Origin of the sequence: Pelosinus sp. IPA-1 (genome assembly GCF_030269905.1) — a bacterium.
Taxonomy (GTDB): domain Bacteria; phylum Bacillota; class Negativicutes; order DSM-13327; family DSM-13327; genus Pelosinus.
In genome coordinates this window covers 97,420-118,365 of sequence record NZ_BSVC01000001.1, presented here as the reverse complement: position 1 = coordinate 118,365, position 20,946 = coordinate 97,420, and the positions used below count along the sequence as shown (strand labels likewise).

Here is a 20,946-nt window from a genome sequence, read left to right as displayed (position 1 = left end):
ATCTTAAGACACTTATGTAATATTTTAATATTCCTCGATAACCTCCAAATACATTAGTAAACATTTTTAATGTTTTGCCAACAGACGATGATTTAATTCGTAAATAAACGAGGCTTATACATCTTACTGTATAAGCCCCGTTTATTATATATTTATACCTTATTTTTAAATTCAATAGGCGGAACACCCGTATATTTTTTAAAACATACACTAAAATATTCTGGGCTGCTATATCCCACTACCTCTGCTACTTCATAGGTCTTCATGTTATTGTTTCTCAAAAGTTCCATTGCTTTATTCATTCTTATCTGCAATAAAAAATCGGAAAAATTAATATTTTTCTCTTGCTTGAACAGTGTACTCAGATAAACCGAGTTCATATGAACATGTTTAGCTACTTCTTGTAATGACAGTCCTTGTTTTGCATAGTGTTCTTCAATATATTTTGCTGCTTCCCCTATGACACCATAACTATGACTTTCACGCTGCATTGTCATAAACTCGGCAAGAGCAGAAACAACTGGCCTAATTAAATTCATGATTTCTCTAATTGTTTGCATTTCGTTTATCTGGTTATAGTAAATTGATACGTTTTCCCTCTGTGCCTTCTCCCATTCTTGTGCCCATTCTGCTGCACCTCTAAATAATGATATGATTAACTGCACAGCAAGAAGGCGAACGTGATATAAGGATATGTAATTTTGCTGCAAGATTTCACATTCTAGATCATGGATAATCCCCATAGCATCTTGCACTAAACCTAACTTCACTTTGTTTACAAGCTCATCCTCGTCCCACTGAATCTGCATGCGACTTTTACTAGGCAGATCGCCAATGTCTAACATTGAAAATACCTTGTCCTTGCCAATAAAATGACGAAAACTAATGACGGACCTAGCATCCTGATAGGAAGATCGAATACAGGAAATACCCTGATAAGCTCCTCCTATAGCAATTGTCACAGTAATTTTTAAATATTTTTTTACAATATTTTTAATCTTTTCTGCAAAATTACGTGCGTTTGCTTCTGCATCCTTAGGTGTTTCATTCGCGGAATAAATTAAAACGAGTTCATCTTTTTCTAAGCCAACAACTCCGCCTTTTTTTTCTCCTGCAGTTAATTCTTCGCAAATATTAAAGACACAATACTTTAGCGCTTCTCTTTTTTCAAGAGATTCTGCCTTCCCTGAAACATCTTTATAAGATTCATCTACTTTGATTAGAAAAACAATAAAGGTTTTACCTACTAATTCAATACCTAAGGACCGAGCTTCCCGCAATAGCTCCTCTTCTTCTTCTCGACATTCTAACAACGTTTTCAAGAATGCTTGTCTAAAAAAGGGATTGGCTTCACTTATTTTTTGCTGTGTTCGATTCTCATTATCCCATTCTTCCGCTGCTTTTTTTACTTTTTCTAGTAGTATTTCTTTATCTACTGGCTTGAGTAAATAATCAAATGCCCTTATTTTTATAGCTTGCTGTGCATAAGCAAAATCATTATATCCTGTTAAAAGAATTAATTTAATCATAGGATATCGTTCCTTAACAATGCGTGCCATATCCAGGCCATCCATAAATGGCATCCTAATATCAGATATTATAATGTGAGGATGGAACTCTTCAATGAGTCTAAGCCCTTCCTCTCCATCAGCTGCTTCCCCTGCAAGCTGAAACCCATGTTCCTCCCAAGGAATTGTCTTAGCTAAGCCCTTACGGATAATCCGATCGTCATCAATAATCAAAATCCTATACATCTAATTTATCCTCCAATTGTTTCATCGGAATGATTACCTTTACTATCGTTCCCTCACTTAACTTACTTTCTATCTGCAATCCAGCTTCTTTTCCATAATGAAGTTGGAGCCTTTCATGCACACTACGCACACCGAGCCCAACCTTTTCTAGTCCAAATCCTCTATTATTCAAACTGCCACGGACTTCTTGTAACCGCTCACAGCTCATTCCAAGCCCATTATCCTGCACTTCAAAGCATAAAAGCCCATCCTGCTCATAGCCATTTACCTTAATCCAACCAATTCCTCTTTTTTGTTTTACACCATGGTAAATTGCATTTTCCACCAAGGGCTGTAACGTTAATTTGACAATACTATAAGATAGAATATCTGGCTTTACATTAATCTCATATGAAAAGGCATCGCCATAGCGCATCTCTTGAATAAATAAATAATTGCGTATATGTGACATCTCTTCCTCAACGCTAATTATTTCCTTACCGCAACTAATACTTACGCGAAAGAAGTTGGATAAGGCTGTAATCATTGCACTGGCATCTTCATTCAACCCCATATCACATAACCCTTTAATAGAGTACAATGTGTTATACAAAAAATGTGGATGGATTTGGGTTTGTATCACCGAAAATTCCAATTGCCTTTTTGTTTCTTGATCTATATTGATCTGCTCTACCAAATTTTTGACTCGTTCTACTAAATCTTCAACCCCCTGATTTAAAACCCCCATCTCATTTAAAGGATGAGAATCAGAAACAAAATTTATATTCTCGCCCCGTATACGTTTCATACTGTCTGTCAAAACTGAAATCGGTTTTGTAATATAAATTGCAAGCACATTTGTCAAGAAAACAGCAACAATAACTAACAAAACAATTAGGGATAATGTAATATATTTAATATACCTAACTCGATCTAAAATCTCATCCTGTGTAAATACAGCTGCAAGTTTCCACTGATTGGTAAGCAAGGTATTATAAATTACAACCATCTTCTTCCCCTGTGGATTATCAAACTCAAGTTGCCCCTCTTTAGTTTTGGCTTCTTGTAATTGCTTTACTATCTCACTATTTACCTGATATTTTTCATCGATTTTTTTAAAAGTCATTGCCTCTTCCGGGCTGACTAACATTAAATATCCACTTTTATTAAGTAATGAAGTACTAAAAACCTTTTCAAAAAAATCATAGCGTAAATTAAATAAAATAATTCCATTAATTTTCGCATTTTCTTTGCCAAAAAGTTTAAACAGACTTACATGCTTTTCATCTTTCTCGTATCCAATATGCGAATTTTGCCAATATACATCATAAGGATTGTCTTTATAGCGGCTACGATATTGCATATATATAAACTTGATCATAGTGCTAGAGTCATCGCCTCTGAAAAAAATAAATTTACCATTATGGAAGTTAATATAGATTGAGTCAATTAATGTACCATTAACGGATCGAATTCCATTAACATGAGATTGTACTTTAAGATAATCTTCAGGACTAATATCCTCAGGGTCTTTATTCATAACCGTTAGAATATCAGGTTCATTCGACAGTGCCGTCAATTGCTGCAGTGCATCGGCAAACCGATTATCCAGGTAATTTCCTGTCTGAAAAACGATCGTATTAATGTTACGATATGCATTATCCTCAATTTGCGCAGCAGCTAAAAGATAGGATGCCATGCCTGTAATAAAGATGAAAAAAATAATGATTGGGAGATATACGCTGAGAATTGTAGATTTAAAAGAATAAAGAAACTTGCGTGCAAGTTTATCATTCAGCCATCTAACCAACATCCTTAACTTTTTCAAGTCGTCCCTCCTTTATTACTGCATATTTAGAATGATCATGATTGCGCCAATTACTAATAATGAACTAAGAATAGTATGAATTCATTGAAAAATCGTAAGGGATAAATTTGGTTTACAATATTTGCGCCTTAACCCATATTCTGCTTATTTCGATAAATACCTGCTATAAGTGAAGGATTGGTTCAATGATAATAGATAGCTAATAGGCTCAACCGCAGTATTCCTCTGCTTGTTGAGCCTAGCCACCTAGAACTTCCGATTGAATATTAAACAAAATATGACTTTTACTTCAATAACACATTATTTTCCGGTGCCCATTTTTTCTGCCATTTAGGGTAGTCCTCAGTTAATAATTTCAATGGCTCTTTGCTAAACCAATTGTATTTCGTCCTTCTTTCCGTGCTTACTTCCCAATAGCTATATTTCTTTGAACTATCACGATTAGCAAATAGGGGTTTATTGCTCTCAATTTCATAAAAGCGTGTCCATAAAGGAGGCGCCTTTGGATCATTAACAATCATTCTATCAAGTCCTGAATCCGTAGTAGGGTCCTTTTTCTCCTGCACTTTAATACCATTAATTTTAACAGAATCTAGCCACAACACAGCTGACTGTATCGCATCAATTACTTCAAGGCTTGGGTTATCAATACTCATTAAGAACCTTACTACTTTCGCACTTTCTTGACTACTAACAGAAGCAAGTTCAAACGATCTCCCCATAACAGGCTCCAGTGTATCGGGAGTATACTGCTGACACCAAGCTATTTTCTTACCATTAACACGAATTTGCGTATTTAAAAGCATATTTAACCCTTTATTGTAAGCAATCTTGCCTTGGGCAATATGTCTTTCATCTACAAAAGCAAGCCCCTCTTCTTTATTTTCAATATCACGCATCAATTCAAGAACGTTCGTTATGGCATCATCATTGATAGTAATCAGCTTCTGGTAACCAGTTGCAACAGGGAAAAATTGCTGCCATCCGCCATTTTCTAGTTGCCCATTGAGAAGATAATCCAGTCCCTTATAAAAGCCTGTTTTATATTTTTCAATTTTTGTTTCCGAATAAACTTTGCCTAACAATCGTATCTGCGTACTCGTAGTATCATTATCAATCGTAGACTTACGTGTTCCCGCATTAAGCTCACCCACGCCCACGATTGGTTTTGTGACGTTTACATTTGGAGCTAATTTGATCCAGCCGCCATCACTATTTTGATATCCCAAGATAACGTCTGCAACTTTTTGAGCCTCCAACGTTCCATACCACTCTTTAGGCTGCTCTGCCATATTGGCAATCGTAATTTTGCCTCCGCGTTCTAATGGAAGGTTGTCCCCTTTTGGCGTCACATTGGCAATCACATACACCACGGTGCGTTTTGCATCCCATCTGTATAAACAGCCTAGGCTTTCCATAGAGAATTTCACTGGTAAAAACAGTCTGCCCTCAATAATTTCAGGAGCAACTTCACTAACTTTCTCCTTGCCATTTACAATTGCTTTATTTTGGCCTGCAAATAATATTACTTTATTATTATTCAATTCTAAAACAATCTTATTTTCTTTTTCAGACCACTCAAAATTTCCACCAATGGTTTCCATGACATCCTTAAGTGGGGCCATAACCACATTATTTTTCGTCAGCGGCTTAGTATAAAGACCCTCCTCCAGCTCATGATAGGCCCCATTATCAGAAAAGTTGGGTTCCTCCATAATCATAGTGATGATTCTGACTTGCGGTTCCAGTGGCAATACTGGATTCTTCTCTGCCGCAAAACCAAATTTCATCGGTGTAGTAAATATAAGTGCAGCAAACATGCTTGATATTATCACAATTTTCGTTCTTTTCAAGTTATAGCCCTCCTTTAACTATTTTTTATATCCATATACTAAACCTCTTCTACATCTCATTTTATAAGACTTTCTATTATTTATTAATTAGATATTTTAAGAAAACTATTTAACTTTTTAAGGAATTTTTAATACAATCTCAAAAGGATACATAGGATCAACAATCTTATTTTAGGTAGCAATGCTTGGTAAATATAGTCCAGACTCCTTTGCTTACAACCTTTAATTTTTGTAAAGTATTTTCTTCTTTTATCATATTGTGATATCTTACTTGCTTCTTCTATTGCTACTGAGACAACAACACTAACTCAACCATCTTCTTTGTTCCTAATTTTAAAATATACTAGGAAAATTCAACAAAAATAAACGAAATGATGATATATTTCCAGGAAATATATCATCATTTCGTTTATTTTGATTATGTTTTTCCACAGAACTACACGATTTTCACTCCCATAAGTATGCAAAACTTTATAAATATTTACTCATTCTAAACAACCCTCGCACCCCTCACTGACCGTTATCATATTCTGAGTGCGCTGCCGTGGTACAGGGTAAGAAGCTGGTTTAGAAGCAATATTTTGCAAAGTTACAATATAATTTTCTGGTAATCCCTGTTCTTTTGCGCCTTGAATAATTAAATCTAAATATTCCGTACTAGGGAGCTTTGCTTCGCCCAATCTAGCTTTTTTATACATACTTGCTTCTCTGACCTGATTTTGTGCATCTAGTACTTCTACAGGATAATGAAAATATTCTCCTGTACCATCTAACCTAGCATCCTCGCAGTTGTCCAATTGGTCCCAAGCGTAGGGTTCTAGTTGATACAAGACGCCCCAAACTTCGGATTGCGCATCTGGAATAAGGGTCTCTACAGCTCCATCCCAAATAACAGAGTGTTCATAAAATCCAATCTTATGCCCAGCGAGGCGAGCAATGCCAAGGACACGTGGCTTTGTGCACTTTTGGTTCATTTTTTCCAAGTTAAGATTAAAACCATAGGCAAAATAAAGACGAGTTTGGCTAGTTAATTCCATAATATTACACCCCTCTTACTTAATAAAAAATCCATTTTATATCAACCTGTCCCTACCCATGAGTTATTCTTGCACTAACATACTACTGATTTAGAAGCATCTTAGTTTTATTTAGTTACACCTAGCCATAGATATAATATAACTAGGTGACAAACATCCTATCGGTTAATTAGCTCTTTTGTTATTTGTAGCATACGGTACAGTATCGATTTTATTTAATATGGCATTTAGTACAATTGCGACTACACTGCCTACAGTAATGCCACTATTTAAAATAACTTGTAGTGCCTCAGGGAATTTCTGATAAATACTTGGCACTGCTAAAGGAATTAAGCCAACAGCAACACTAACTGCCACTACCATCAGATTATGATTGTTGTCAAAATCGATTTTTGAAAGAGTTTTAATACCACTAGCCATTACCATGCCGAACATAGCAATCCCACAGGTAAATAAGTCTGCGTTAATTAAGTAAATCAGCTGTTCTTTCCCCAATCCTAGAGCATTTGCCAAGATTAAAGGTACGGCCACAGCTCCTGCGTACATAGCCAATACATGCTGTAAGCCATATAAAAATAATTGATTTATAGGTAATCTTTCATCCACAGGATGATTTTTTTTTGTTATGCCCATGATGTATCCCCCATTCTGAATTTTACATCTAAAATTCAGCCAACTTTCTTGTAACCTACTAAATAAAATCACCTTCCTTTTTAATATAAAAAGGCGCTCTAAGAAAAGAAAGTACTTTCATTTCTTAGAGCGCCACTGCTCATAAATATTATATTATCAAAAGTTATAGTTAGACCGATGTCTTGAATAAGCATATCTAATTTTGAGACACTTGTCTACATTTTTATTAATGATGAACTCCATTCTACTATATCCCATTTAATATTGGGTGTATTTTTACCAAAAGCTGTACACACTTTTATTAGGAGGTATAGATAAATATCTGAACAAAAAAACACGCTCACAAACTAATGAAACATTTAAATATCCTTATATATGGAGGTTGACTATGACAAAAGGTAAAATCGATACTATGCAAGAACTTAATGCTGCCCTTCCTGATAAGCACCAGGTAGCGAAGGAGCTTGGGATACCACTAGATCAAGGACATAACGAAGAGCTAACAACAAGTCAAGTCGGAAAAATCGGTGGTAAAATTGGCGGCCAAAAAGTCAAAATGATGATTGAAATGGCCGAAGAACAAATGGCGCAAAATTCTATCGAGGAAGCTGCAAATACTAAAGCGGAGTAGAAATCTATTTAATGCTAACGATACCAACTCCTTACGTTTCACTAATAGCAACATTATAAAAGCCGTCACTATGACGGCTTTTATAATGTTGCTATTCACAGATTAGTCATTTGCATATCCTGACTAATCTGTTGCCCAGGTGCTAGGTAGGGTTGATACCATTCTTTCCGGGTGAGAATGTCTGATAACTGATAATGTTGGTCTATCGCGTCATTTAATTTACGGAGTAATACTTTACGTACCTCCGGGTGTGCCACTTCTACAATCGCTTGCGCCAAAGAGTTTACAGCAAATTTGGAGTCCTTGAACATATCAAAGGCTATTTCTTCTTCAGCTAATACTTCATTGGCATCGATTTCAAAGATATCCATCGTCCTCCTCCTATTGCAATTGCTGCCCATAATATAAACTTTTAAATTCACTAAGAGTTTCCCGCTTGGCTTGCAAGGAATTTTGCATAAAGTTTTTTAGTTCTTGGTCCTGAATCCGATCCATATTAGCCTGAAGTTTTCTTGCGCAGGTAACTTCATTCTGAACAATTTCATGTAGTTTCAAAATCTCATGAGGGGCCATTAAGTTGGTTGTTGACATTTCTCCACCTCCTGAACATAATATCCAACATGATAATTCTGCTACTTAACTTGCAGTCCATAATAACGCTCTTATTATGCCCCAATATAATCTTTTTAAATGTGAAAGGATTTTCTTTACATCGAAAAAGGTGGCTTACACCACCCCCATGGGTCTTTGCATTTTTTAGGATGATAAAGGATTGGGATAGGTTACAGCTTGAAGTAAAATGGTTTTACAAGTAAAATATTCATATATAATAGTTACTAGCCTAGATCAAACCAAAGAGGAGTTGTATTTTTTTGCATAAAGTTATGAAGAAAGTTATTTCATATAGAAATTTGATTTTACTTTGTATAATAGTTGGGTTAGGGTATAGCTCACTTAATTATTTTCAAGGCGTACCTGTCTTAAATTATCATCAAATCAATAATCAAGACCATAACGCATTAACCCTCAGTGATACCGAGTTTGAAGCTCAAATTAATTATTTACAGCAGAATGGTTACACTGGGATCTCACCAGACCAGCTAGCCGATTATTTGCAATTCGGAAAACCACTTCCCCCTAAGCCAGTTTTGATTACTTTTGATGATGGCTATAAAGATAATTACCAGGTGGCCTATCCCATCTTGCAGAAATATCATTTCCCTGCAACTATATTTCTGATCACTGATTTTGTAGGTAATTATAATAAGTACTTAACCTGGGATCAAATCAAAGAAATGAATGGTAACGGAATCAGTTTTGAAGATCATACTACTAGTCATATTTCACTCCCCAAGGCTTCTGACGAGGAAATTCGTAATCAAATAGTCAAATCAAAGGAAGCACTGGAATGGCGGCTGGGCAAAAAAGTAGAATATTTAGCTTATCCAGGTGGTGAATATGATCAAAGAGTAATTCAATTGGTAAAGGAATCTGGATATCGAGCGGCTTTTACTGTGAACTTTGGGCGAGATAAGGTAAATTCTACATTATATACCCTAAATAGAATCCCTATTTTCGGAGGAGGAACACATACATTCCTTCATTTTTGGTTACGGTTAAACTTTACACAGGCATTTAACGCTTTACAGAATCTCAAAGCATATCTACTTAAAGAAGGCGGAGCTTCTGTCGCAGGATTCATCTATATCCCCTAAAAATTCAATTTAAGAAATCTCATATTAATTTGAATCTTTCGAGTATGACGTAAAGATCAAGTTTATCCTTGACATGAATTGTTTACTTGGTATACTACTACTATACCAAGTAAACTTATATTTCGTAATAGAAAAGGAAGCAAATCAATGTCTAACCAAAGTCAGTGTGTACTTGATACCATGTTACGAATTATCAATAAATCTTCTGAATTAATGGCAGAGCCGCGAATGTTTGGGACTGAGGTATTGTATGCCTCAGAAATTCACATGATTGACGTTATTGGTCGAAACCCAGGAATTCATGTTACAGAAGTTGCCCATAAGCTCGGTATCACTAAGGGAGCCGTCCCTAAAATTATTTGTAAACTCCTACAAAAAGAGCTAATCTACCGTTACCAAGCAAAAGACAATAAAAAAATGGTGTTATTAAACCTCACTGAAAAAGGTCAAAAGGCTTTTTACAGCCATGCTGAATTTCATAAAGAACTGGACCATGGAATTATAAAAAAATTTAATTCCTTACAAGAAGCAGATCTGCTTATGTTTCAAGATCTCATGAGCGAAGTCGAACAGTACATTGATAAGTTCAGACAAGAAGAATAGTTTTTCTCAGATTGTTCACCTAGTAAACTTATATTATAAACTGTGTTACTCTAACACTCCTACCTCCATTAAACAACACTTACCAACTCTAGAAATTCTCTCTTTGAATTTCCCTTCTTCATTGCTACAGTATATGAATCTAAATATTTAGGAAAAGGTGATACTATGAAACTTACTACAAAATTTATTAAAATCGCAATCTTGATTTTACTTTTATTGGCCGGAGCTGGTACTTATTATTATTCGCAACGGGGTGAGGTATCAACAGATAACGCCACCATTAATGGCCGTACAGTAGTATTAAGTCCGAAGGTGCAAGGCTATGTGAAAACCCTAAATGTTCAGGACAATCAATTAGTTAAAGCCGGGGATGTATTACTGGAAATCGATCCTACTGATTATATTGTCCGCCGTGACAAAGCCATAGCCGCATTAGCCGCTGCTCAGGCAGCAGCGAATACCTCTAACAGCAATTTAGAAACAACCACCGTTTCCGCTCCCTCTACAATTGATGCTGCAGAAGCTCAAGTAGCATCTGCACGGGCAACTTGGGAAAAAACACTTGCCGATCGGCAACGGATGGAGAGCCTATTTAGTGCTGGCGCTTGCTCCCAGCAACAACTCGATCAGGCGGTAGCAACGGAAAAATCAGCCCGTTCTACCTTGGATCAGATGCGTGCAAGCCTTCATTCAGCAAATACAGCACCTAGTGTAATCGCATCCGCTAAAGGCACAAGTGACCAATTGCAGGCACAAGTTAAGCAAGCTCAAGTTGATCTTGCCCAAGCTGAAAATGATTTGGCAAATACCAAAATTATCGCCCCCATAGATGGGCGCATTACAAACCGCAGCGTAGAAGTCGGAAATTATGTGCAAGCTGGAAGCCAACTAGCTTCACTAGTAGGAACGGATTTATGGATTGTTGCCAATTTCAAGGAAACACAGTTAGAACACATGCAACCTGGACAACCTGTCGATATTCGGATTGATGCCTTCCCTTCTTTAAAGTTGCACGGTAAAGTAGACAGCATACAAGCTGGAACAGGCTCTCGTTTTTCCCTGTTTCCTGCAGAAAATGCCACTGGAAACTTTGTAAAAATTGTACAGCGGGTTCCCGTAAAAATCGTGTTTGATAGTCTCCCAGACGCCTCAGTCCATCTGGGACCTGGCATGTCGGTGGTACCGACAGTATACACAGAAAACGTAGGATACAATCATGAGTGACGACGCTCTAAAGCCTGTAAACCCGCTATTGATATCAACCGCTGTCAGTCTTGCTGCTTTTATGGAAGTGCTGGATACAACGATTGCCAATGTTGCGCTTGCTCATATTTCCGGCTCGCTAGGAGCTAGTTCGGAGGAAAGTACCTGGGTACTAACCTCCTATCTAGTAGCTAATGGTATTATCCTTCCCCTGTCTGGCTGGTTATCCGCACTGATGGGGCGCAAGAATTTTTTTATCTTTTGTATTTTGGGATTTACTTTAACCTCGTTTTTGTGCGGTATTGCAACGTCCCTGCCCATGCTAATCGTTTTTCGATTGCTACAGGGTTTGACAGGGGGCGGCTTGCAGCCTAGCCAACAGGCGATCATCAAAGATAGCTTTCCCCCTGAAAAACTTGGGATGGCATTTGCTATTACAGGTATAACAACAGTATTAGCACCAATTTTAGGACCAACCCTAGGAGGTCTTATCACAGATAATTTTAGTTGGCGCTGGATTTTTTTCATGAATGTACCTGTCGGCCTGTTAGCCGCTTTTCTGGTCAAGATTTTGGTTGTGGATCCGCCTAGTGCGCAAAAGCAAAAGGTGGACTCTATTGATTATATTGGCCTTAGCCTCATCGCCCTCGGCCTTGGAGCGCTGCAAATCGTTCTAGATAAAGGGCAACAAGAAGATTGGTTTGACAGTCCCTTTATCATGATCTTTGCCTTTATTGCCGCCGCTGGCCTCATTTTGGCAGTTTTCTGGTTATTACGGCAAAAAAATCCTGTAGTCCAGCTGAAGCTTTTTGCTATTCCTAGTTTCAGTTTACCCTGCATTATGATTTTCTTTGTCGGTTTTGCCCTTTACTCAAGTGCCATGCTGTTACCTATGCTGGTACAAACAAATTTTGGCTATGATTCTACCTTATCTGGACTTGTACTTTCGCCAGGAGGAATTGCTACCCTCGTTATGATGCCTGTCGTTGGCAGACTCGTCAATGTATTTCAGTCAAAATACCTTATCTCTTTTGGTATGCTGATTACCGCTGTTGGTATGTGGGCAACTGGATTTGTGACGCCTCAAACGGGTTACAGCACCTTCGTCTTAGTACGTGCTCTTCAGACAGTTGGTATCCCATTCCTGTTCATACCTGCCAGTACACTTGCTTTCTCAAAAATTTCTCCCGAAAATAGCAGCAATGCATCCGCAATTGTTTCCCTAATGCGTAATTTAGGTGGCAGTATTGGTATTGCATTGGTCACAAACAAACTCTTGCATAGTCAGCAGATGGAACAATCTTATCTTGTACAGCATCTAACGGCTGCTGACCCAGGCTTTCACAGTTCAATAGCAAGCTACACCCAATCAATTATGAATCTTGGTGTACCATACTCTCAAGCGTCATCAACAGCTATGGGGAAAATTTATCAAGAGCTTATCCATCAAGCAAGTATTCTTGCCTATCGAGATGCTTACAACTACGTCGCCATCATTTTGGTGGTTTTAGCCATTGTTGCCCTGCTAATGCCGGGTAATACAATTAAGAAAAAAGGTGCTCCCATTGCCACACACTAATAAAATACCATTTAAGGCGGATTCCCCTTCAAGTCAATAAAAATACTACTCCAGTATCTGGAGTAGTATTTTTTATTATTTTTTTAGGTCACTACTACTTTAAGCTTCTCTTCTCACTTTATATCTATAGGTAATAGCCTATCCGTTTTATCATATTATAGTATTTTACGTATCAACCTTCAAATGATATTATCACAGTAGGCAAAGGAGGAATTTATATGATACAGAATGCCAACTTAATAAAGATTTTACCGGGAGTTTGTATTGTTATTGCAATAGCCATCCCATCTTGGTTTTTAGGGGACGTTGTGCCATTAATAGGAGGCCCCGTATTCGGAATACTCTTAGGCATGATAATAGCATGCTGGAAAAGGCCTGCTATTTATGAAGATGGTATTACATTTTCATCAAAAAAAATCCTGCAAGCTTCCATCATACTACTTGGTTTTGAAATGAACCTATTTAATGTTTTTAAAGTAGGTAGCCAATCTTTATACATCATGATTTTCACATTAAGTGCCGCATTCATATCTGCTTGGCTTGTAGGTAAGTATTTAAAGTTGCCAGGAAATACGAGTATTCTTATTGGCGTAGGAACAGCAATTTGCGGTGGGTCTGCAATAGCAGCTACCGCACCTGTAATATCTGCCAAAGATAAAGATGTCGCCTATTCTATTTCAACAATATTTTTATTTAATATAGCCGCCGTGTTTATCTTCCCCTTCATGGGCCACATACTTGGTATGAATGATATGGGTTTTGGAATGTGGGCAGGAACGGCGATCAATGATACCTCTTCGGTAGTGGCCGCCGGTTATTCCTACAGTCATGAAGCAGGTAATTTTGCTACCATTGTTAAATTAACCCGCGCCTTAATGATTGTACCAGTCACATTAACGCTTGCTCTTATTATTGCAAGGAAAAAAACTAGTACGGGCAATTTTGGTATTGCAAAAATATTTCCTTGGTTTATTTTAGGATTTTTAGCAGCCTCCATTATAAACACAACTGGATTTATCCCTCAAGTTGTCTGTGAGTTCCTTTCCCACACTGGAAAGTTTTTTATCGTTATAGCTATGGCCGCCATAGGTCTAAAAACACATCTCAAACATATATTTAATAATGGTATTAGGCCAATACTACTCGGACTATCCTGTTGGTTAGCAGTAGCGCTTGTATCACTTGCAGTACAGCATTATTTACAAATATGGTGACTACAATAGTCCGCTTCCCTCTATCTGAATCCTTCTTTATATAAGAAGGATTTTAATTTCTTTTAGCGAATAGTGTCACTAACTAGAATAATATGTAAAAAGGAGATTGTTAAACAATGAAAAACCTTTTTAAATGCAGCGTTTGCAGTTTTATTCATGAAGGGGATAATGCAATTGACAAATGTCCCAAATGTGGTCAGCCACAAGAAAAATTTATTGAATTAACCGCGGAGGATACCGCTAAGATTTACAAGTCAGAAAGAACGAATGACATCCATATGGAAATTATTGCTTTAACCGACCAAATTGTAAAACTAGCAAAAGAGGGTATTGAGATTAATCTTGATCCTCCCTGTACGTCTGGTTTTACACAAGCAAAACAGGAAGCCTACGTTATTAAACAGCGCTCAAAAGCAGAAATAGAAAACCATATCACAAAGGGCAAGTGGTAATTTATCTTTTGCGTTAACGACATATAGTAAGAAAAGGATGTTAGGGAGTATTTACTCCCTAACATCCTTTTTTCTTAGAACGTTTTAACTATCTTCTTTACAATATATTTATAGGCTCATTGTATCTAATAAATTAATCAATTTATTAATTTCTGGCTTGGAAGCTTGACCATTCGCTCCGATCGTTTCGCCTTTGAGACGCATTTCTTCATTAATTAAAGAAGAAAAAATTAATACAGGCAATTTTTCCAGTTTTTTGTTTTCTCTAACCTTCTTCAATAAATGATGCCCATCCATTTGTGGCATTTCTATATCGGTAATCAGTGTATGTACATTTTCTTCGATGGGCAATCCTCCATCTGCAAATGCCGCTAATGCATCCCAAGCATCTTTACCATTAGGATAGGTTGTTATATTGATATACCCAACTTTGTGAAGTGACTCTATCAAAAGCTCTCTTAGCATTTTGGAATCTTCAGCAATCATGATTTTCTTCGTCTTCCTGACAGCCTGCAATTCAACACTCCCTTGAGAAACATCTACCATTTTAGCATTAATTTGAGGATTAATTTCAGCAATAATTTTTTCAAAATCCAATAGAATAATTATCTTCTCCTCTAGCTTGATAATACCAACAGCCATGTCAGAATCAGCAGCAGTATCAGGGACTGGTTCCATCGCAGACCATGATACCCTATGTATCCGCGAAACTTGATTTACTAGAAAACCTACAAAAAAAGTGTTTAACTCACTTATAATAATATTTTTGCTAGCTGCTTCTTGGTCTTCAACTCCTAAGCACGTCAGCAAATTAACTAGTGGCATCACCCGTCCACGCAAGGTAAAAATTCCATCCACATTAGGATGTGAATTTGGCATTGGCGTAACAGGAACTGGAGTAATTACTTCTCTTACTTTCGCAACATTAATTCCATAATGCACTTTGCCAACTATAAACTCAATAATTTCAAACTCATTTGTACCCGTCTCTAATAAGATCCCCTTTTTATCATTCGCAATTTCACTCATAAAAATGCCTCCACCGAATTTTAATATAACGGTTTCACTTATACTTTAAACTTTTGAACTACTGCATTCAGCTCCGTTGCCAATTTCGCGAGTGAATCAGCGTTATCACCAATTTCATGCATACTGGCAGATTGTTCCTCCGTGGAGGCTGCAACGGTTTGAATACCTTCCGAGGTAGTATCTGCTACAAGCCGTATGGTTTCTACACTAGTTACCATAGACTGTGTCCCCAAAGCAGTTTCACCAATTGCAGAAGCAATTTGCTCAATACCATCTTTTACAGTAGTTAACCTTTTCGCAATGAGTTGAAAGCCCTTTTGTGTATCGAGAGCTGAGGTTTTACATTTTATAACCTCTCCGTTCGCTCGTTCCACTGCATTTACTGACACTTCAATCTCACTTCCCATGTTGGAAATGATCTCTGTGATTTCTTTTGTAGATTTTTCACTTTGTTCGGCTAGCTTACGAACCTCTTCTGCGACAACCGCAAATCCCCGCCCTGCTTCCCCTGCTCTGGCAGCTTCAATTGCTGCATTTAGGGCTAGAAGATTTGTTTGTCCTGCAAGATTGGTGATTACATCCACTATCCCTTTAATTTCCTGGGATCCTTGCGCCAATTTTTCTGTTACTATTGTAATCTCAGCCATAGAAGAGGCAACGTTTTCATTTTGTTCTACCACGGCTTGTAACATGGACATACCACGATCTACTTCCGCCACTGCATTTTGTGTATTGGAATTTACCTCTGTTGCATTGGCGTTAATTTCCTCTGCACCAGCTGAAATTTTTTCAACTGCTCCTGAGATATTGATAATACTATCGGAATTTTTAGAAGCACCAGCAGCAATCTCTCCCGTACTATTAGCTACAATATCTACGGTTTCTAGGTGTCCTTCGACTGATGCACTCAACTCTTCACTGGATGCTGCCAATGTTCGAGAACTAGTGTGCAGCAGGGCAACAATTTCTTTTAGAGAATTACGCATAGAATTAAGGATGTTCCCCATATCCCCAATTTCATCATTTCGACGAATTTCAATATCCTTTTCCGTAAGGTCTAGTTGCCCAATCATAGTCATTGATTTTGTTAAATATCTAAAACGCATTGCCAAATTGCGACTATACCAAATTACCACAATACAGGCCATTATAAAAATTAAAGTACTCAGTAAAATAATATTCCTACTGTTATTTTGGGCGTGGGTAATCATAAGATTGCTTTTATCTGTCATAGATTTCTGTTGTGTCTCAGCTAGTTTTGTAAACTGATCTTCAATATCTTTTGTATGCTTTCGCCCCTCTGTAGTCAGTTGATTCAGTGTTGGATCATTGGTTTTCTTGGCAATTATCATTTTTTCAACAAGGCCTAAATATTCATTTAGTAGCTTTTCAAGTTTAGCACCTTCTTCAGTTGAATCTTGATTCACGGAACTGGAATTAAATTCTTTCACTGTTTTAATGGCTTTTTTCATATCTTCCTGATATCCTTGCTCATAAGCTGCTCCATCAGGATACAGCAGGAATCCACGGAAATTAAGAAGGGCTCTAACATAATCTGTATGAGCTTCTTTAATAGACATTGTTCTAACAGCAGTATATGATACCAGCTTATTTGACTCGTCGCCTAGTGAAAGATAATTATAAATTGTATAACCAAGGGCTGATAATAATAGCATTGCAGCGATAGCAAACATACTTGTTAACTGTAAAATGATAGGTAATCTTTTTTTACTATTCATAAATAGAACACACTCCTGTTATTGTAAGTTTTTTTGATTTCAACTATTGCTAAGAACAATCTTCTAAATCTATTACCTTCTTTCTTAAAATATTAAAAACTGCCAATTGGCAACATTGACATCTGTCAATGGCAACCTGGCAGCCTTAAATCCTAAGATTCTTAGACCCATAGCTTTGCGTCCTTACCTTTCGATAAGTTTGCCGAAATCTAACATATTCAATTTACAAAAATAGAGCTCTATGGATCCTATAATAAATCATTTGCAACATTCATGCCTCCGCCAAAAGGTATAGAATTAAAATTTTTGTGGAAATTCGTCAAAAATTGAAAATAGCATACGGCTAATTTGTAAATTAACAGCATGCTATAAACTGTGTTATTTAAACCTAGATTTCTTTACTTTTTCTTGATATAAATCCTTTGTTTCTTTACGCCTTCTTGAGATGAGATCATGTTATCATCAAGATGAAATAGGAAAAAAGAAGTAGTAAGGAGAATCTATCATGACACAAGAAATGATGGTGACATTCGAGATCGACAAAGATGTTAAGATTTCCACAGTAGTGGATTGGATGAATGAAAAGATTCTAGGTAGTAAGGTAATTGAAGTAAGTATTACAAATACGGATTGGCTGTTTTGTGGTGCACTCAATACTTTTCTGGGAGAATGCACTATCGTTTCAACGGAAGTTGTCAGTATAGATGAACTTAAGCACTTATTTAGTCCCCATCCTCATTTTATTCATCAGCTTAAATTTAAAATCAGATCCTAATAATTAACATCTTATTGCAGCTACAATAAGATATTCCATTTTATTGATCACACCATTAAATAAAGGAGCAGCCTCTAATTTGAAGCTGCTCCTTTTGGCAATTTCATCTATTTTTTCAAGTGGAAGGGAACGCTAGTCACAATCACATTTTCCTTTAGAATTAGTAAAGTACGGAGCACCCAACCTGTCTGATTGTGAAGCAGACGGTGCCACCATTTTTTTGTTTGGAACTCAGGGATTAAAATTGTAATATAATCTTCTGGTTCTTTTTGGCGCTCTAGTTGGATGATGTAATCAAGTAGTGGTTGAATAACTAAGCGGTAAGGAGAGTAAACTGTTACTAATTCAACACCCGGATTCCAGTCATGCCATTTTTTTGTTACCTTTTGAGCATCTACTTCATCAGTAGCAATATGTAAGGCAACAATATCTTTACTAATGCTTTTCGCATATGTGAGAGTTTGCGCTACGATATTGGTAGGAGTAGCAACAGGTACAATGACCATATTTCTACCTACTTTAAAAGTAGTAGCAACCGCAGGGTCAAAGTCTTCTATTGGTAAGTGTAGTTGTTCAGACATATCAATATAGTGAGAACGAATTTTCTTGAAAATAAAAATCATAAACGGAATAAACACAATAACCGCCCAGGCTCCGTGGGAAAATTTAGTAATGCCGATAATAAGCACGACGATTCCAGTGACAATGGCACCAATTGTATTTATAGTAGCATTCATAATCCAACCTGTGGTTCTTTCCCGACGCCAATGGACAACCATACCTGTTTGAGCGATGGTAAATGAGAGGAAAACACCGATAGCATATAGGGAAATTAGATGCTCAGTATTTCCATCATAAATAAAAATTAACAGACCAGCTATCGCACTGAGTAGGACAATGCCATTAGAGAAACTCAAGCGTTCACCCCTGATTCCTAGATAGCGCGGCATGTAGCCGTCTTTAGCCAAAAGGGATAAAAGAGAAGGTAGACCATTAAACGAGGTATTTGCAGCTAAATATAACACGATCATAGTGGTGATTTGGATGTAGTAATAGCCCCAACCTCGTCCAAAAGTCATTTCAACAATTTGCGACAAGGCGGTTACGCCTTCTATTTGTAAAATATGAAAGTGCATAATTAGGAAGGAAATGCCCATAAGCATAAAGCCTAGAATACCTGACATCCAATATGTCGTTATTGTTACATTACGTACTTCAGGAGAGCGAAACATGGGTACACCATTAGAGAGGGCTTCTACCCCAGTCATAGAGCTACAGCCATTGGCGAAGGCACGTAAAATTAGTACTAACATTGTCCAATCAAATTGCTTCTCCAAGGACTGTGGAGGAATAATGGGTGCCTGCCCAGTTAAAGCTTGGTATATTCCTGTAAAAATCAAAGCGATAATACCAAAAATAAATGCATAGGTTGGGTAAACAAAGGCAGTAGAGGCTTCCTTGACTCCTCTTAGATTCACTAACATTAAAATGCAAAATAAAACAGCTAAATCAATCGCTACTTCGTGCGCTGCCAATATAGGAAAAGCTGATGAAAGAGCAGCCGTACCAGCACAAACACTTACGGCCACAGTAAGTGTGTAATCAGCAAATAAGGCAGCTGCAGCTACTAATGCTGGCATTTCGCCAAGATTATGTATCGCTACAGAATAGGAACCACCGCCGCCGGGGTTCACTTTGGCTACTTGCACATAGGAAAAAGTGACAATAGCGAGCAAAGCCAAAATCGCCAAACTGATTGGTGCTAAATAGCCATAAGCTATAATTCCCGGAAGTGTTAGCATGATCATGACTTCCTCAGGGCCATAAGCCACAGATGAGAGAGCATCGGAAGAAAATATTGCCAAAGCTTTCCATTTAGGGAGCTTTTCATGGCTCATTTCTTGATTATGTAATGGTCTGCCAATCAGTATTCGCCGAAAAAATTTCATCATAATTAATCCACCCCTACGAGTATTATCTTTTGGTAAAATATTTATTACTATACTATCAATTTACAAGGTGGCCCCCCCAATATAAGCAGTCATTTTGCATGAGATTAAGTATACAATATTTTATTGAAAATGGAAATGTGATTGCATAATCTTTATATAATCTTTACACTAAGATTATATATACGTTCAAATGAAGAATATTTAATTCTACCAGTAATAAAAATAACGGCAGAGATTTTATATCTCTACCGTTATTTCTCTCTTAAATCCCAGTCATTAACCGATAACCGACACCTGACTCTGTAATAATATATTTAGGTTGAGCTGGGTTCTCCTCTACCTTACGTCTGAGCTGACCAATATACACCCTAATATAATGAGTATCTTCATTATAAGCGGTACCCCATACTGCCTTTAATAGCTGTTTATGAGTCAATACTCTACCAATATTCTGAGCTAATATTTTTAATATCTCATATTCTGTAGGTGTCAATTTTATTTCTTTATCATTTCGAGTTACATGACGAGCAACTAAATCAATCATTAATTCACCACAAGTTATCACTGGAGAACTTTCCACCGTTACAGTATGCCTTAGAGCTACCCGCAAGCGTGCTAACAATTCTCCCATACTAAATGGTTTCGTAACATAATCATCTGCCCCAGCATCTAGTGCTGCAATTTTTTCATTTTCCTGATCACGGGCAGTCAGAATAATGATAGGTATTTTTGACCATTCACGAATTGCCTCCACTACTGCTTTTCCATCCATATCAGGCAATCCCAAATCCAAAAGAATTAGGTCAGGCTTAAATATAGCTACTCTATTGATTCCTTCCTGCCCAGTTTGACATTCATCAATTTCATAGGAATGAGCAGTTAAGGAAACCTTTAATAATCGCCTAATTTGAGGTTCATCATCAACAATTAAAATTCGCGCCCCTTTTTCCATTATCTACACCACCCTCCT

Annotated in this window: 19 protein-coding genes and 1 riboswitch; of the genes, 8 read left to right on the top strand and 11 right to left on the bottom strand. The window is 37.2% G+C overall.

What is annotated here, in order from left to right; translation table 11 throughout:
- Positions 1–152 precede the first annotated feature (152 nt).
- The 5 genes from QSJ81_RS00520 to QSJ81_RS00500 form a co-directional block, all read right to left on the bottom strand.
- Positions 153–1,754: a response regulator gene (locus QSJ81_RS00520; RefSeq protein WP_285715457.1), complete on the bottom strand. Its 1,602-nt coding sequence runs from the start codon at positions 1,752–1,754 to the stop codon at positions 153–155.
- Entirely contained in the window at positions 1,747–3,561 is a 1,815-nt protein-coding gene (locus QSJ81_RS00515; protein WP_285715456.1) for a sensor histidine kinase, read from the bottom strand. The genes QSJ81_RS00520 and QSJ81_RS00515 overlap by 8 nt, the downstream gene beginning before the upstream one ends.
- A gap of 284 nt (positions 3,562–3,845) precedes the next feature.
- Positions 3,846–5,414 carry a pectate lyase gene (gene pelA / locus QSJ81_RS00510; RefSeq protein ID WP_285715455.1) on the bottom strand — a complete coding sequence of 523 codons (1,569 nt, stop codon included), beginning with the start codon at positions 5,412–5,414 and terminating at the stop codon, positions 3,846–3,848.
- A 485-nt stretch (positions 5,415–5,899) separates the two neighbouring features.
- Positions 5,900–6,451 (bottom strand): gamma-glutamylcyclotransferase family protein, encoded by a 552-nt coding sequence (locus tag QSJ81_RS00505; protein WP_285715454.1) that lies wholly within the window; start codon positions 6,449–6,451, stop codon positions 5,900–5,902.
- 165 nt (positions 6,452–6,616) lie between these two features.
- On the bottom strand, positions 6,617–7,084 hold the full coding sequence (locus QSJ81_RS00500; RefSeq protein ID WP_285715453.1) for a solute carrier family 23 protein: 468 nt from the start codon (positions 7,082–7,084) through the stop codon (positions 6,617–6,619).
- Between the two features lie 388 nt (positions 7,085–7,472).
- On the opposite strand from QSJ81_RS00500, the gene QSJ81_RS00495 reads away from it, so the two are divergent.
- Positions 7,473–7,715: a small, acid-soluble spore protein, alpha/beta type gene (locus QSJ81_RS00495; RefSeq protein ID WP_285715452.1), complete on the top strand. Its 243-nt coding sequence runs from the start codon at positions 7,473–7,475 to the stop codon at positions 7,713–7,715.
- 95 nt (positions 7,716–7,810) lie between these two features.
- On the opposite strand, the gene QSJ81_RS00490 is transcribed toward QSJ81_RS00495, so the two are convergent.
- Positions 7,811–8,086 carry a spore coat protein gene (locus QSJ81_RS00490; protein WP_285715451.1) on the bottom strand — a complete coding sequence of 92 codons (276 nt, stop codon included), beginning with the start codon at positions 8,084–8,086 and terminating at the stop codon, positions 7,811–7,813.
- Positions 8,087–8,096: 10 nt separating this feature from the next.
- A complete protein-coding gene (locus QSJ81_RS00485) occupies positions 8,097–8,306 on the bottom strand; it encodes a hypothetical protein (RefSeq protein WP_285715450.1) in 210 nt (69 codons plus the stop codon).
- Between the two features lie 281 nt (positions 8,307–8,587).
- Between QSJ81_RS00485 and QSJ81_RS00480 the strand changes: the two genes are divergently transcribed.
- From QSJ81_RS00480 to QSJ81_RS00455, 6 genes are all read left to right on the top strand, one after another.
- Positions 8,588–9,430 (top strand): polysaccharide deacetylase family protein, encoded by an 843-nt coding sequence (locus QSJ81_RS00480; protein ID WP_285715449.1) that lies wholly within the window; start codon positions 8,588–8,590, stop codon positions 9,428–9,430.
- A gap of 147 nt (positions 9,431–9,577) precedes the next feature.
- The gene (locus QSJ81_RS00475) at positions 9,578–10,033 is read left to right on the top strand and encodes a MarR family transcriptional regulator (RefSeq protein WP_285715448.1); all 456 of its coding nucleotides are present in this window, start codon (positions 9,578–9,580) and stop codon (positions 10,031–10,033) included.
- A 165-nt stretch (positions 10,034–10,198) separates the two neighbouring features.
- A complete protein-coding gene (locus QSJ81_RS00470) occupies positions 10,199–11,257 on the top strand; it encodes an HlyD family secretion protein (protein WP_285715447.1) in 1,059 nt (352 codons plus the stop codon).
- Positions 11,250–12,815, top strand: a complete 1,566-nt coding sequence (locus QSJ81_RS00465; RefSeq protein WP_038668183.1) for a DHA2 family efflux MFS transporter permease subunit — start codon at positions 11,250–11,252, stop codon at positions 12,813–12,815. The genes QSJ81_RS00470 and QSJ81_RS00465 overlap by 8 nt, the downstream gene beginning before the upstream one ends.
- A 218-nt stretch (positions 12,816–13,033) precedes the next feature.
- On the top strand, positions 13,034–14,029 hold the full coding sequence (locus QSJ81_RS00460; RefSeq protein ID WP_285715446.1) for a YeiH family protein: 996 nt from the start codon (positions 13,034–13,036) through the stop codon (positions 14,027–14,029).
- 116 nt (positions 14,030–14,145) lie between these two features.
- A complete protein-coding gene (locus QSJ81_RS00455) occupies positions 14,146–14,481 on the top strand; it encodes a rubredoxin-like domain-containing protein (RefSeq protein ID WP_285715445.1) in 336 nt (111 codons plus the stop codon).
- Between the two features lie 108 nt (positions 14,482–14,589).
- On the opposite strand, the gene QSJ81_RS00450 is transcribed toward QSJ81_RS00455, so the two are convergent.
- A complete protein-coding gene (locus tag QSJ81_RS00450; protein ID WP_285715444.1) occupies positions 14,590–15,510 on the bottom strand; it encodes a chemotaxis protein in 921 nt (306 codons plus the stop codon).
- Between the two features lie 38 nt (positions 15,511–15,548).
- Positions 15,549–17,249, bottom strand: coding sequence for a methyl-accepting chemotaxis protein (locus QSJ81_RS00445; protein ID WP_285715443.1), 1,701 nt, complete (start codon positions 17,247–17,249; stop codon positions 15,549–15,551).
- Positions 17,250–17,376: 127 nt separating this feature from the next.
- A riboswitch (cyclic di-GMP riboswitch) is annotated at positions 17,377–17,463 on the bottom strand.
- A gap of 291 nt (positions 17,464–17,754) precedes the next feature.
- On the opposite strand from QSJ81_RS00445, the gene QSJ81_RS00440 reads away from it, so the two are divergent.
- Positions 17,755–18,024 (top strand): hypothetical protein, encoded by a 270-nt coding sequence (locus QSJ81_RS00440; protein ID WP_285715442.1) that lies wholly within the window; start codon positions 17,755–17,757, stop codon positions 18,022–18,024.
- Positions 18,025–18,131: 107 nt separating this feature from the next.
- Here QSJ81_RS00440 and QSJ81_RS00435 read toward each other — a convergent pair whose 3' ends face one another.
- On the bottom strand, positions 18,132–19,976 hold the full coding sequence (locus QSJ81_RS00435; RefSeq protein WP_285715441.1) for an APC family permease: 1,845 nt from the start codon (positions 19,974–19,976) through the stop codon (positions 18,132–18,134).
- Positions 19,977–20,238: 262 nt separating this feature from the next.
- Positions 20,239–20,928 carry a response regulator gene (locus tag QSJ81_RS00430; RefSeq protein WP_285715440.1) on the bottom strand — a complete coding sequence of 230 codons (690 nt, stop codon included), beginning with the start codon at positions 20,926–20,928 and terminating at the stop codon, positions 20,239–20,241.
- Positions 20,929–20,946: the final 18 nt, after the last annotated feature.

Bases quoted from the DNA above. Each gene is read 5' to 3' on its own strand.
- QSJ81_RS00485 (WP_285715450.1), bottom strand. From the start codon at position 8,306: ATGTCAACAACCAACTTAATGGCCCCTCATGAGATTTTGAAACTACAT.
- QSJ81_RS00470 (WP_285715447.1), top strand. From the start codon at position 10,199: ATGAAACTTACTACAAAATTTATTAAAATCGCAATCTTGATTTTACTT.
- QSJ81_RS00465 (WP_038668183.1), top strand. From the start codon at position 11,250: ATGAGTGACGACGCTCTAAAGCCTGTAAACCCGCTATTGATATCAACC.
- QSJ81_RS00520 (WP_285715457.1), bottom strand. From the start codon at position 1,754: ATGTATAGGATTTTGATTATTGATGACGATCGGATTATCCGTAAGGGC.
- QSJ81_RS00495 (WP_285715452.1), top strand. From the start codon at position 7,473: ATGACAAAAGGTAAAATCGATACTATGCAAGAACTTAATGCTGCCCTT.
- QSJ81_RS00445 (WP_285715443.1), bottom strand. From the start codon at position 17,249: ATGAATAGTAAAAAAAGATTACCTATCATTTTACAGTTAACAAGTATG.
- QSJ81_RS00440 (WP_285715442.1), top strand. From the start codon at position 17,755: ATGACACAAGAAATGATGGTGACATTCGAGATCGACAAAGATGTTAAG.
- QSJ81_RS00505 (WP_285715454.1), bottom strand. From the start codon at position 6,451: ATGGAATTAACTAGCCAAACTCGTCTTTATTTTGCCTATGGTTTTAAT.
- QSJ81_RS00490 (WP_285715451.1), bottom strand. From the start codon at position 8,086: ATGGATATCTTTGAAATCGATGCCAATGAAGTATTAGCTGAAGAAGAA.
- QSJ81_RS00435 (WP_285715441.1), bottom strand. From the start codon at position 19,976: ATGATGAAATTTTTTCGGCGAATACTGATTGGCAGACCATTACATAAT.
- QSJ81_RS00455 (WP_285715445.1), top strand. From the start codon at position 14,146: ATGAAAAACCTTTTTAAATGCAGCGTTTGCAGTTTTATTCATGAAGGG.
- QSJ81_RS00475 (WP_285715448.1), top strand. From the start codon at position 9,578: ATGTCTAACCAAAGTCAGTGTGTACTTGATACCATGTTACGAATTATC.
- QSJ81_RS00460 (WP_285715446.1), top strand. From the start codon at position 13,034: ATGATACAGAATGCCAACTTAATAAAGATTTTACCGGGAGTTTGTATT.
- QSJ81_RS00500 (WP_285715453.1), bottom strand. From the start codon at position 7,084: ATGGGCATAACAAAAAAAAATCATCCTGTGGATGAAAGATTACCTATA.
- QSJ81_RS00430 (WP_285715440.1), bottom strand. From the start codon at position 20,928: ATGGAAAAAGGGGCGCGAATTTTAATTGTTGATGATGAACCTCAAATT.
- QSJ81_RS00450 (WP_285715444.1), bottom strand. From the start codon at position 15,510: ATGAGTGAAATTGCGAATGATAAAAAGGGGATCTTATTAGAGACGGGT.